This window comes from Polaribacter sp. Z014, assembly GCF_023555435.1.
Lineage (GTDB): Bacteria > Bacteroidota > Bacteroidia > Flavobacteriales > Flavobacteriaceae > Polaribacter.
Genome location: NZ_JALCZP010000010.1, coordinates 22376 through 35714 on the forward strand (window position 1 = coordinate 22376; position 13339 = coordinate 35714).

A 13339-nucleotide genomic window follows, 5' to 3' on the forward strand; every position below is an offset into this window, starting at 1 on the left:
TATATTTTTGAATTGATAAAAATATTATGCAATGATATCTAAAAAACAATTTCAAAACGAATTAGATTTAATTATAAAAAATGCCATAAGAGAAGATATTGGTGATGGAGATCACACCTCACTTTCTTGTATTCCTGCGGATGCACAAGGAAAGGCAAAATTGTTGGTAAAAGAAGACGGAATTATAGCAGGAGTAGAGTTTGCAAAACAAGTTTTTAGCTATGTTGATAAAGATTTACAAGTAGAAACGTTTATAAATGATGGAGAGGATGTGAAATATGGTGATATTGTTTTTCATGTTTCAGGAAAATCTCAATCTATTTTAATGGCAGAACGTTTGGTTTTAAATGCCATGCAAAGAATGAGTGCAATTGCTACCAAAACAGCTTTTTTTGCAAACTTATTGAAAGGAACAAAAACCAAAGTTTTAGATACAAGAAAAACAACTCCGGGAATTAGAGCAATTGAAAAATGGGCTGTTAAGATTGGTGGGGGAGAAAACCACCGTTTTGCATTATATGACATGGTGATGATTAAAGACAATCATATAGATTTTGCGGGTGGAATTACAGCGGCAATTACCAAAACAAAAAAATATTTAGCAGAAAAGAACATCGATATTAAAATTATTGTGGAAGCTAGAAGTTTAGAAGAAATTAAAGAAATTTTATCTAACGAAGGTGTTTACAGAATTCTAATTGACAACTTTAATTATGAAGACACTAAAAAAGCCGTTGCTTTAATTGGTGATACTTGCCTAACAGAATCTTCTGGCGGAATTAATGAAGATACCATTAGAAAATACGCAGAATGTGGTGTAGATTATATTTCTTCTGGTGCATTAACACACTCTGTGTCTAATTTAGATTTGAGTTTAAAAGCTTTTTAAAAATCATTAGAAATGAAAAAATATATAACAATAGCAGCGTCTTTAATGTTGGTGATATCTTGCAACACTAAAGAAGCTAAAAAAGAAAATACCATGGATATTTCTAAAAATCCTTTATTAGTAAAAAGTACACTAGAATACGGAACGCCCGATTTTACCAAAATTAAAGCGAAACATTTTTTACCGGCTATTTTAGAAGGTATGAAAATACAAAACGAGGCAATTGCAAAAATTACAGAGAACACAGCGGCTCCAACTTTTGAAAACACCATTTTAGCTTTAGAAGAAAGTAGCAAAAAATTAGATGATGTAACTGCTGTTTTTTATGGATTGGCAGGTGCTAACACAAACGATACTATTAAAGAAAATCAAAAAGAATTAGCACCAAAATTTTCTAAGCACAGCGATGATATTTTATTGAATACAAAATTGTTTGCAAAAGTAAAGGCTGTTTATGATAACCTTTCTGAAGCTAATTTAGATGCAGAATCTAAACATTTAGTTGGTGAATATTTTAAAAACTTCTCTAAAGCGGGTGCTAATTTATCCGAAGAAAAAAAGGAGCAATTAAAAGAAATAAATTCAGAAATAGCCAGTTTATCTAACGATTTTGGGAAGAAATTATTAGATGCTAGTAAAAAAGGCGGAATTGTAATTACCGATAAATCGAAATTAAAAGGTTTTTCTGATGAAAAAATAGCTTCTTTAGAAAAAGATGGAAAATATGAAATTCAGTTAATTAATACGACGCAACAACCTTCTTTACAAACGTTAGAAAACAGAGAGGTTAGAAAGGAATTGTTCGAAAAATCTATTCATAGAGCAGATGCTGGTGAATATGATACAAGTGATCTTGTTTTAAAAATGACGAAATTAAGAGCTAAAAAAGCGCAGATTTTAGGTTTTGATAATTATGCAAGTTGGAGTTTACAAGGCACCATGGCTGCAACACCAGATAAAGTTTTTAAGATGTTTAAAAATTTAATTCCGGGTTCTTTAGATAAAGCAGCATCTGAAATAAAAGAAATTCAGGCCGAAATTAATAAGGAAGGAAAAGGTTTTAAACTAGCACCTTACGATTGGAATCTTTATGCCGAAAAAGTGCGTAAATCTAAGTACAATTTAAATGAAGACGAGGTAAAACCTTATTTTGAAATGACCAACGTTTTAGAAAAAGGGGTGTTTTATGCTGCTACAAAATTATACGGAATTACCTTTAAAAAACGAACAGACATACCAACGTATCACCCAGATGTTGTCGTTTATGAATTGTTTGAGGAGGATGGTTCTAAATTAGGATTATTCTTTGGAGATTATTTTGCAAGAGATAGCAAACGTGGTGGTGCGTGGATGAGTAGTTTTGTAAAACAATCTAAATTACGCAATCAGAAACCCGTTATTTATAATGTGTGTAATACTCCAAAACCAGCTGATGGAGAACCAGTTTTAATTAGTTTTGATGAAGTAGAAACTATGTTTCATGAATTTGGACATGCATTACACGGATTTTTTGGGAATCAAAAATATGCATCAATTTCTGGTACAAGTACCGCAAGAGATTTTGTAGAGTTTCCATCGCAGTTCAATGAAAATTGGGCTACGCATCCAGAAATTTTAAATAACTACGCAATACATTACAAAACAGGAAAAGTAATTCCGGCAGCATTATTACAAAAAATTAAAGATGCAGGTACTTTTAATCAAGGATATTCTATGATAGAAAACTTATGTTCTTCTAGTTTAGATATGAAATGGCATACAATTTCTGCAAATGAGAATATTGAAGACGTTGCTAAGTTTGAAAAGGAAGCTTTAAAAAGTATGAAATTAAATATTGATGAAATTCCACCAAGATATCGTTCAACTTATTTTGCACACATTTTTAGTGGTGGTTACGCAGCAGGTTACTATTCTTATTTATGGACAGAAATGTTGAGTCATGATGCGTACGATTGGTTTAAACATAATGGATTGTTAACTCGTGCAAACGGACAAAAATTCCGTGATCAAGTTTTATCAAAAGGAAATACTATGGATTATGCAGAAATGTATAAAACCTTTGCGGGTAGAGACCCGGAAGCAGCACCAATGTTAGAAGCTAGAGGATTAAAATAGTAGATTAAATGAAATATATTATAAAAGTTGTAGCTGTAGTTTGTATTCTTTTTTTAGCATGTAAAAATAATGCTCCGGTAGATGTTACAGGAGTTTATGTAGGCGAATTTCCTTGTGCAGATTGTATTGGAATCGATAATAAAATGACTTTGAATACCGATAGTACTTTTGTGTTAGAAAAAGTATACAAAGGAAAAGGAGATGAGCATACTTATAAACAAGAAGGAACGTACGTTGTTAAGGAAGGAAAACTAATTTTAGAATTAAAAAAATCGCCTTTTAAATATGCAATTGGTAATAATTATATTGAATTGTTAGATATTGATGGTCATAAAATTGAAAGCGAGTTAAATTATAAGCTAATAAAACAAGAATAAGTTTAGATGACAGAGACTTATTTTGATAGCGAAGAGTTCACTAAAATTGATTTCACTAAAACGAAAATCAACAAAGGAGAATATGATAATTGCACTTTTTTAGATTGTAATTTCGAAAATGTGCATGCATCAAATATTCAGTTTGTAGAGTGCGAATTTATAGATTGTAATTTTAGCAATGCCATTGTAAAAGATACAGCTTTTAAAGAGGTGAGTTTTATCAATTGTAAAATGATAGGAATTAAATTTAATGAATGTGATGCCTTTTTACTGCAATTTAGTTTTAAAGACTGTCAATTAAGTTTTTCTTCTTTTTATCAATTAAAAATTCCGAAAACAAAATTTATCAATTGTAATTTGCAAGAAGTAGATTTTACAGAAACGGTTTTAATAAGTTCGCTTTTTGATAATTGTGATTTGAAAAGTGCCATTTTTGATAGAACTAATCTTGAAAAGTCAGATTTTAAGACTGCTTTTAATTTTAATATCAATCCAGAAGAAAATAGTTTAAAAGGAGCAAAGTTTAGTAAAGAAAATATTTTGGGTCTTTTGTCGGAATATAAAATTGTAGTTGAGTAAAAAGTTATAAAAAAGAAGAGTCTGACTTTGATGCTTTGTAACTACTTTTAACTTTACAACTCATAAAACATAAGATTAAACAGGTGAAAACATTTAGAGATATATTAGTTTAGCAAAAGTCTATGAACTTTGTTTCTGAAATTTATAAAGTGTCTAAATCATTTCCAAAAGAAGAAATATTTTGCTTAACTTCTCTATTAAGAAGATCTACAGTATCAATACCTAGTAATGTTTTTGAAGGTAATGGTAGAGAACGACTGAGAGAGTATCTTCGTTTTTTTAATATTGCAATAGCATCGCTTTTTGAGTTTCAAACTCATGTGGAAATTGCTTTTAATTTAGAATAGATCAATAAAGAAAAATTTGATAATTTGTATAAATTATCAAGAGAAATCGAAAGAATGTTATTCAGTTTTATTAGAAGTATAAAATCTCAACGAAAGTAAATTAATTATTGTTTTTATTCATTCAGTTTGTAACTTTGCTACTTATTAACTTAGTGCCTATGGAACTAACTTTAACTTTGTAACTCAAATAATGAGTAAAGAAATAGAAGATAAACTAGAAAAAATACCAGTTGTAAACCTTCTGGTTAAATTTGGAAAAAGAATAAAAATTCCAGGGTTAGAAGGTATGTCTTTATACGATGTATTAGAAATGTACATTATTGGTATTGTAAGAGGGGCCTTAACAACGAGAGCAGGTGGAATTGCTTTTAGTTTTTTTATGGCTGTTTTTCCTTTTATGCTGTTTATTTTAACACTAATCCCTTATATTCCTATAGAAGGTTTTCAAGAAGGATTATTTTCTTTTATCAAAGAAATTTTACCACCTCAAACTTTTGATGCTGTAAATGTAGTTATTGGAGATATTATTAACAATCAATACGGAGGCTTGCTTTCTTTTGGTTTTTTATTTTCTATCTTTTTAATGACAAATGGTGTCAATGCTATTTTTGGAGGGTTTGAATACTCATACCATGTAACAGATGTTAGAAATGTTTTTAGATCTTATTTTATCTCATTAGGAGTTTCTTTATTGATGTCGTTTTTTTTAATTGTTATGATTACCATACTTATTTTATATCAAGTAGCATTGTCTAAAATAGATGAAACAGGTTGGTTAGATACCGGAGATCTAGATTTATTTCTAATAGGTAAAAATGCTCTTTTTTTAGTGATGCTTTTCACTATAGTCTCCTTACTTTTTAGATATGGAACAAAGCAAGGGAAAGAAACTAAGTTCTTTTCTGCAGGTGCTCTGTTAACGACAGTAGTTTCATTATTTACCTTTTATTTATTCGGAATTTACGTAGTTAAGTTTGCTCAATACAATCAATTATATGGATCTATTGGTACTCTTTTAATCTTGATGCTATTTGTGTGGTTAAACGCAATAATTCTATTATTAGGTTTCGAATTAAATGCTTCTTTACATAGTTTAAGACAAAGAAATAAAACCTTTACAACTCCTAAAAAAATATAATTTTTCACGATATTTGCGCTCGCAAAACAATTATCTATAATCAATTATCAGTGTTCTGATATATTGATAAAAGATAATTGAACATTGAACATTGATAATTGATTTACATGAAACCAAGCATACCAAAAGGAACTAGAGATTTTTCGCCAACAGAAGTAGCAAACAGAACGTATATAATGAATACGATAAAAACTGCTTTTGAAACCTTTGGGTTTCAACCCATAGAAACACCAAGTTTTGAGAACTCATCTACTTTAATGGGGAAATATGGTGAAGAAGGAGATCGATTAATTTTTAAAATATTAAATTCTGGAGACTTTTTAAAGAAAGCAGATGAAACTCTTTTATCAGAAAAAAATAGTTTAAAAGTTACTGCTCAAATATCAGAAAAAGCATTGCGTTACGATTTAACAGTGCCTTTTGCACGTTACGTTGTTCAGCATCAAAATGAAATTACTTTTCCTTTTAAAAGATACCAAGTACAACCCGTTTGGAGAGCAGACAGACCACAAAAAGGTCGTTTTAGAGAGTTTTTTCAGTGCGATGCAGATGTTGTTGGTAGCAAGTCTTTATGGCAAGAAGTAGAGTTTGTGCAATTATATGATACTGTTTTTACCAAATTAGGTTTAGCAGGAACAACGATTAAAATTAACAATAGAAAAATATTATCTGGTATTGCAGAAGTTATTGGTGCTCAAGATAAATTAATCGATTTTACAGTTGCTTTAGATAAGTTAGATAAAATTGGTAAAGAGGGCGTTGTAAAAGAAATGTTGTCTAAAGGAATTACAGAAGAGGCTATTGAAAAGGTGGATCCTTTATTTAGTTTTGATGGTTCTAATTTAGATAAATTGGCTTCTTTAGAAAGTATGTTATCAACTTCAGAAGAAGGATCAAGTGGAGTAGAAGAGTTGCGTTTTGTAATTAATTCTGTTGAAGAATTAGGGTTAGAAAGAGCAGCTTTAGAAGTTGATGTAACTTTAGCAAGAGGATTAAATTATTACACCGGTGCAATTTATGAAGTTGCTGCTCCAAAAGGTGTAAAAATGGGGTCTATTGGTGGAGGTGGAAGATATGATGACTTAACAGGTATCTTTGGTTTAAAAGATGTTTCTGGAGTTGGAATTTCTTTCGGATTAGACAGAATATATTTAGTTTTAGAAGAGTTGGGCTTGTTTAAAACGGTTGATTTGCCTAAACCAAAGGTGATTTTCTTAAATTTTGACGCAACTACAGATATTCTAAAAATGAAAGCTATTAAGGTTTTAAGAGAAAGCAATATAAAAAGTGAGTTTTATCCTGATTTAGGTGAAAGTAATAAGGCACAAAAACGACAATGGAAATATGTTACTAATAGAGAGATAGAGTTTGTAATATCTAAGGTAGAAAACGATGTTTTTGTGTTGAAAAACATGAATTCTGGAGAGCAAATAAATTGCTCTTTATCTGAAATGATAATACAACTAAAAGCATAAATTATAATTTTATAATTTTTATTGATTACGAAATTAAAATAATACGTTGCAAACACGTAAATTTGCACTTTAATAAAGAATGAAATGTTTGAATTAAGCAGCAAAATGAATGACGAAAGAATTGAAGAAATAGGTGAGAATCACGTTGGTACATCAGCGAAAACTCCATTAAGAGCAGACGCTTTTGATATTTCTGACGAAGAAAAAATTGAAAGAATCCAAGAAAGTGTAAAAGATATTTTAATCACTTTGGGGATGGATTTAACAGATGATAGTTTACAAGGAACTCCTAAAAGAGTTGCTAAATCTTTTGTAAATGAGTTGTTTATGGGTTTAAATCCTAAAAATATGCCAAAAGCATCAACCTTTGACAATAATTATAATTATGGTGAAATGTTGGTAGAAAAAAACATTGTTGTGTATTCTACTTGCGAGCATCATTTATTACCTATTGTTGGTAGAGCTCATGTTGCATATATTTCGGGTGGTAAGGTAATTGGCCTTTCTAAAATGAATAGAATTGTAGAGTATTTTTCTAAAAGACCACAAGTACAAGAGCGTTTAACCATGCAAATAGTACAAGCAATGCAAGAGGCTTTAGGTGTACAAGATGTAGCTTGTGTTATTGATGCTAAACATTTATGTGTAAACTCTAGAGGGATTAAAGATATTGAAAGCTCTACGGTAACTTCAGAATTTGGAGGTAAGTTTAAAGAAAAAGATACTAAAAGAGAGTTTTTAGAATATTTAAAAATGAATTCTATTTTTGAGTAAAGAGGCTGTTTCTGTGAATGCAGAGCTTTAAAATATTAAAAACCGTTTAGATTTATTTCTAAACGGTTTTTTAATTTTAAGATAAACTTATAATATGGATATTTATCTATTTATTTTTTTTAAAATAGGTATCTAAGACTGTTTTTCTTCCAATAGTACTCGTAATAATATCTTTATCTAAATCCCAACCTCTTGCAGGAGAATATTCGCGTCCGTACCAAATAATTTGCAAATGTAAGTCGTTCCATAATTCTCTAGGGAACAAACGCTTTGCATCCTTTTCTGTTTGAGCAACACTTTTTCCGTTGCTTAAGTTCCAACGAAACATCAACCTTAAAATATGCGTATCAACTGGAAAAGCGGGGACACCAAAAGCCTGACTCATAACTACACTTGCTGTTTTATGGCCAACTGCAGGCAATTCTTCTAAACCTTCGAAGCTTTGTGGTACTTCTCCATGGTATTTTTCAATCAAAATTTTAGACAAACCGTAAATCCCTTTACTTTTCATTGGCGACAAGCCACAGGGTCGAATAATTTCTTTAATTTCTTCTACCGTCATTTTTACCATATCAAAAGGATTATCCGCTTTAGCGAATAATATAGGCGTAATTTTATTTACTCTTACATCGGTGCACTGTGCAGATAATAAAACAGCAATTAATAAGGTATAAGGGTCTTTATGATCTAAAGGAATTGGTATTTCAGGATATTTTTCTTGAAGTGTATCAATTACAAATTGTACTTTTTCTTGTTTGGTCATTTATTAGAGTTACTAAGTTTACAAGTTACAAAGTTACAAAGTAATATTTAGGTTTTATTTTAAACTTTGTAACTTAGCTACTTTGTACCTTTGTAATTAAAATTTATAAAAATGACATCACTAAAAATAGGAGACAAGGCTCCACAGTTTAAAGCAAAAGACAATGCAGGAAATACCATTAAATTAGCTGATTATGCAGGTAAAAAGTTAGTTTTGTTCTTTTACCCGAAGGCAAGTACACCTGGTTGTACTAATGAAGCGTGTGATTTACGAGACAATTATCAATCTTTTTTAGCAAAAGGATATGATGTTTTAGGTGTAAGTGCAGATTCTGCTAAAAGACAACAAAATTTTATCAATAAAAACGAATTGCCTTTTCCGCTTTTAGCGGACGAAGATAAAGCCGTAATAGAAGCTTTTAATGTTTGGGGACCCAAAAAATTTATGGGAAAAGAATATGATGGAATTCACAGAACTACTTTTGTAATTGATGAAAACGGAGTGATTGAAGATATCATTCTAAAAGTAAAAACGAAAGCACATGCAGAACAGATTTTAGGATAAAAAAACGTCATTTCGAGGAACGAAGCAATCTGTATAGAAAGAGATTGCTTCGTCCTTACAATGACGATTATATCTTATTTAAAACTTCATACCCACTTTAAAGTTTAAAACTCTACCTGTCATATAATTCGGAATCCCGAATTGTGTTTTAGAATACACATCTCTAACCCAAGTATTGGTAATTGAGTTTTGTATGTCAAACATATTAAAAAGTTCTAATCCGGCTGATAATTCTTTAAATTTAGACAACCAACCTGTGGTGTATTGTTTATTTGCATCTACAAAAATATAAGAAACACCTAAATCTGCACGTTTATAATCTCTTAAACGACTTTGGTAGTCATACACATCAGCATAAGAAGGTGAGCCGCCAGGAACACCTGTATTGTACACTAAGTTTAAATATGCTTTTAGGTTTGGTAAATTAGGAACATAATCTTGAAAAAGAATTCCGAATTTGATACGTTGGTCAGAAGGTCTTGGAATATATCCTCGGTTATCAATATTTTCCTCTGTTTTTAAATAGCCTAAGCTTACCCAACTTTCGCTACCAGGAACAAACTCACCATTTAAACGAACATCTAAACCAGTTGCATAAGCTTTTGTTACATTGTCTGCTCTGTATCGAATTCTAACATTGTCTATAGAATACGCATTTACATCAGATAAATCTTTATAATACAGTTCTGTAGTTAGTTTAAAAGGTCTGTCCCACATTTCAAAACTATAATCCATTCCTGTAACTAAGTGAATCGATTTTTGCGCTTTTACATTTATATTAATATCACCATTAAAATCTCTTAATTCTCTATAAGAAGGAGGTTGAGAATACCATCCGCCAGAAACACGAAACAACATATCTTTGTCCCAATTAGGTTTGATGGCAAATTGACCTCTAGGACTAATAATGGTCTGATTTGCAGATTTTATTCCATTTCCGGTTACGGACCAACTTTGCGCTCTAATACCTAAATTGTAAAAAATCTCGTGTTCATTCCAAAAAGAACGTTGGTTAAATTGGGCAAAACCAGAAACTCTATTAATTGTTACATTATTATCTTTTCTAATGTTTTGATACGGCGTAATTTCACCTTCAAAAGGTTGATAAGGTTGGTTGTTAGAAGTGTGATTTGGGGGGCTTATAGAAAAACCTAAAGAATCGATCATTTCCCATTCTCTAATACGGTCTCTAATATCTTCTTTCTGATATTTAGCACCAAAACTCCATTGTGTTTCTTCGTTTTTAATGGCTCCTTTCACCTGAATATTGGTAATTACAGCGTCTAAATCGTTACGAGCATGGTTTAATTGAGATCCAATACCTTGAGAGAAATCTACTTCCCCAAAATTTTCGGATCCAATATCAGAATCTATTTCACCTAAATTATAAGCAGCTGCAATGTCAAAATGTTCTTCTTCCTGGGTATTGTATCTAGAAGCAGTTGTAGTTAAAGTAAAATTATCATTCACTTTATAATCAGCAGACAAAGCGCCAAACATCGTTAAATATTTGTCTTCCTCTTGACCCGAATAGAAAACAATTAATTCTAACGGATCTGCAACAGTACCAAAACGTGTGCTTCTAGAAATTGGTTGGTAATTGTAGTCATTTAAAGAAAAATTTCCTAGAAAATTTAATGTAAACTTTTCTGAAAACTCATAAGACAAATACGTTTGTATATCTGTAAATTTTGGTTTAAAGTTAGTTTCAATTTGTTTACTATTTACAAATAAACTATTGTCTCTGTATCTAACACCGGTAATAGTGCTTAGCTTTTTATTTAAAAAATTACCTTCAAAGGTAACACTAGCGCCTAATAAGCTAGCATCGATTGTGGTGGCAGTTTCCGTAGGTTTTTTATATGTAATGTCTAAAACAGATGATAATTTATCGCCATACTTGGCTTGGAAACCACCTGCAGAAAAATTAATATTCTGCACCATATTAGAGTTTATAAAACTTAAGCCTTCTTGTTGCCCAGATCTAATTAAAAAAGGTCTGTAAATTTCAATTCCGTTTACATATACCAAATTTTCATCAAAATTACCACCTCTTACATTGTATTGTGTACTTAACTCGTTATTGTTACTAACACCAGGTAACGTCATTAAAACGTTTTCTACTCCAGCATTTGGGCCAATTACATTTTTAACCACTGCAACATCAATCTTCTTTATACCTTGTGCATTCCTTACATTGTCTTTAATGATAACTTCTTTTAACTCTTCTGTTTTAGAAGAAAGCACAACCGAATAACGAGATCCATTTCTACTGTTTCCAATATATTTTTTAGTGAAAGTTCTATAAGAGATATGGCTAAAAACTAAGGTGATTTCTTCTTTATATGGAATTCTAATAGAGTAGTTTCCGTTTTTATCTGTGGTGGTACCCACGTTGTTATATTTTATAGAAACTTTTTCTATAGGTTGTTTGTTTTTGTCGTTAACGGTTCCTTTTAGGATTGTTGTTTTTTGAGCAAAAGCAATGACCGGAAGAAAGCATAAAAAGAGTAAGATTTTTTTCACGTAAGTTTAGTTTACTTGTTTCTTAAAGAACGTAGTAGAAAGCGTATTCGTATTTCCAACATTGTCCGAGACTACAATTTTAAAGATATGTTTGCTACCAACCAATTTTTTATCACTAAAATTATAGGTTAAAATCCTTTTTTTATGATTGTATTCCATTAAAATCCATTTTCCATCAAGGGTAGCTCTGTAATCTTTAATACCAGAACCAATATCAGAAATTTTAACTTTGATGGTTTTACTTTTAGAAATCCATTGGTTATTTTTAAAATACAAGATATTTACTTTAGGTTTATGAGTATCTGAAACTAAAGCATATTTGCCCAATGTTTTTGTTGTAGTGTAAAATGTGCTGTCTTTTTTTCTAGTATATTGATACCAAGGATATTTAGGGTTTTCTACATTGGCAATATATAGCTGTTGTTTTTCTGCTTCAGAATATTTAGAAACGTTAAATGTTAAGGTAAAACTTTTATCTAAAGGAATAGTAGGAGTATGAATTTTTGCAACGCCTTTATCAACTTTAAAATCTAAATACACATCCTCATAAAAGGTGTTTTTAGGAAAAGCAACGGTTACGTTTTTTTGTGTGAATTTATAAAAGTTTTTAGCGATTATTTTATAAGCAGTAGTGTCTTTTGGTTGGGTAAAAATGGCATTACTTTCTTTCCCCGCAATCGAAATTTTTAGAGAGCTGGTGTTTTCTTCATAATCTTTAGCAATAATCTCTACATTATAATTCAATTCGTTTTTAATATTTACTCTTCCATTATTTATCAATTCTTTGTAGGTAGAAAGTTTATTTGCGCTTTCCTTATAAGTTTTCTGATATTTCTTCGAATATTTTTTATAATGAGGATAATCTATATGTAAGTTGATGTATTTACTTTCTGCAAACGAAAAGGTTTCTACATCATGATGATAATAGCGTTTGCCATTTACAAACATTTCTAAACTATAAATTCCGTTTTTATTGGAGGCTTTATCCAATTGATCAAAAACATTAACACTAAAACCAATAGTACCTGAAGCCGAAATTTTATCAACTTTATACTTCCCTTTTGCGATACTTTTTAAAGAAACAACTGTACTCTTATTTTGATTATTAACTCTAGCGTTTTTGTTAAGAGGATACACTTTTAACGCTAAAAAAGTAGGGGGTTTTGTGTCTACTGGTTTCAAACCAAAAAACAACGGATTAATAATATTTTCTGTTTTAGTGTTTCTAACTTCAAAGTGCAAATGTGGCCCACCAGAACTACCTGTATCACCAGAAAACGCAATGATTTCTCCTTTTTTTACAGGAAATTGATCTTCTTTAAAAAATAAATTACCAGTTTCATAAAGCTCTTTTTTATATTGAACAGACTTTACATATTTTTGAATTTTGTCTGCATATTTACTTAAATGTCCATAGACCGTTGTAAACCCGTTTGGGTGTGTAACATATAATGCTTTTCCATATCCATATTGACTCACTTTTATTCTAGAAACATAACCATCTGCCGGAGCATACACTTTTAAACCTTCTCTTCCCTGGGTTTTAATATCTACGCCAGAATGAAAATGATTACTCCTTAATTCGCCAAATGTACCCGCTAAAACAGTTGGGATACCAAGTGGATTTCTGAAATAGGTTTGAGGGTATTTCTCTTGAGAAAAAGTGAAAAAAGTAGATAAGAATGTGAATAACAATAAAGTTTGTTTCAAAATGTAAATATTTTCTACAAAAATAGTGAAAATCATTTTTTTGTTAAAATGTTAATCTTTAAACTTTTAATAAAATTAGTTA

12 protein-coding genes are annotated in these 13339 nt (G+C 30.6%); 9 read left to right on the forward strand and 3 right to left on the reverse strand.

Going from position 1 to position 13339, the window contains the following annotated elements; translation table 11 throughout:
* Positions 1-31 precede the first annotated feature (31 nt).
* The 8 genes from nadC to folE all read left to right on the forward strand — a co-directional run bounded on the left by nadC (position 32) and on the right by folE (position 7694).
* On the forward strand, positions 32-889 hold the full coding sequence (gene nadC / locus MPF19_RS12185) for a carboxylating nicotinate-nucleotide diphosphorylase (protein ID WP_203395046.1): 858 nt from the start codon (positions 32-34) through the stop codon (positions 887-889).
* Positions 890-901: 12 nt separating this feature from the next.
* Entirely contained in the window at positions 902-3004 is a 2103-nt protein-coding gene (locus tag MPF19_RS12190) for a M3 family metallopeptidase (RefSeq protein ID WP_249988456.1), read from the forward strand.
* An 8-nt stretch (positions 3005-3012) separates the two neighbouring features.
* The gene (locus tag MPF19_RS12195) at positions 3013-3381 is read left to right on the forward strand and encodes a copper resistance protein NlpE (protein ID WP_249988457.1); all 369 of its coding nucleotides are present in this window, start codon (positions 3013-3015) and stop codon (positions 3379-3381) included.
* A gap of 6 nt (positions 3382-3387) precedes the next feature.
* The gene (locus tag MPF19_RS12200) at positions 3388-3960 is read left to right on the forward strand and encodes a pentapeptide repeat-containing protein (protein ID WP_203395049.1); all 573 of its coding nucleotides are present in this window, start codon (positions 3388-3390) and stop codon (positions 3958-3960) included.
* A 122-nt stretch (positions 3961-4082) separates the two neighbouring features.
* The gene (locus MPF19_RS12205; RefSeq protein WP_249988458.1) at positions 4083-4307 is read left to right on the forward strand and encodes a four helix bundle protein; all 225 of its coding nucleotides are present in this window, start codon (positions 4083-4085) and stop codon (positions 4305-4307) included.
* Between the two features lie 190 nt (positions 4308-4497).
* The gene (locus MPF19_RS12210; RefSeq protein WP_203395050.1) at positions 4498-5445 is read left to right on the forward strand and encodes a YihY/virulence factor BrkB family protein; all 948 of its coding nucleotides are present in this window, start codon (positions 4498-4500) and stop codon (positions 5443-5445) included.
* Positions 5446-5552: 107 nt separating this feature from the next.
* On the forward strand, positions 5553-6920 hold the full coding sequence (gene hisS, locus MPF19_RS12215) for a histidine--tRNA ligase (protein ID WP_249988459.1): 1368 nt from the start codon (positions 5553-5555) through the stop codon (positions 6918-6920).
* An 84-nt stretch (positions 6921-7004) separates the two neighbouring features.
* A complete protein-coding gene (gene folE, locus MPF19_RS12220; protein ID WP_203395052.1) occupies positions 7005-7694 on the forward strand; it encodes a GTP cyclohydrolase I FolE in 690 nt (229 codons plus the stop codon).
* 106 nt (positions 7695-7800) lie between these two features.
* Here the strand turns inward: folE and MPF19_RS12225 are convergent, their stop codons facing one another.
* Positions 7801-8457, reverse strand: coding sequence for an endonuclease III domain-containing protein (locus MPF19_RS12225; protein WP_203394545.1), 657 nt, complete (start codon positions 8455-8457; stop codon positions 7801-7803).
* A 111-nt stretch (positions 8458-8568) separates the two neighbouring features.
* Between MPF19_RS12225 and bcp the strand changes: the two genes are divergently transcribed.
* Positions 8569-9021 carry a thioredoxin-dependent thiol peroxidase gene (gene bcp, locus MPF19_RS12230; RefSeq protein ID WP_249988460.1) on the forward strand — a complete coding sequence of 151 codons (453 nt, stop codon included), beginning with the start codon at positions 8569-8571 and terminating at the stop codon, positions 9019-9021.
* A gap of 78 nt (positions 9022-9099) precedes the next feature.
* On the opposite strand, the gene MPF19_RS12235 is transcribed toward bcp, so the two are convergent.
* Together MPF19_RS12235 and MPF19_RS12240 are read right to left on the reverse strand one after the other, a co-directional pair.
* Positions 9100-11547, reverse strand: a complete 2448-nt coding sequence (locus tag MPF19_RS12235; RefSeq protein ID WP_249988461.1) for a TonB-dependent receptor — start codon at positions 11545-11547, stop codon at positions 9100-9102.
* 6 nt (positions 11548-11553) lie between these two features.
* The gene (locus MPF19_RS12240; protein WP_249988462.1) at positions 11554-13293 is read right to left on the reverse strand and encodes a M23 family metallopeptidase; all 1740 of its coding nucleotides are present in this window, start codon (positions 13291-13293) and stop codon (positions 11554-11556) included.
* Positions 13294-13339 lie beyond the last annotated feature (46 nt).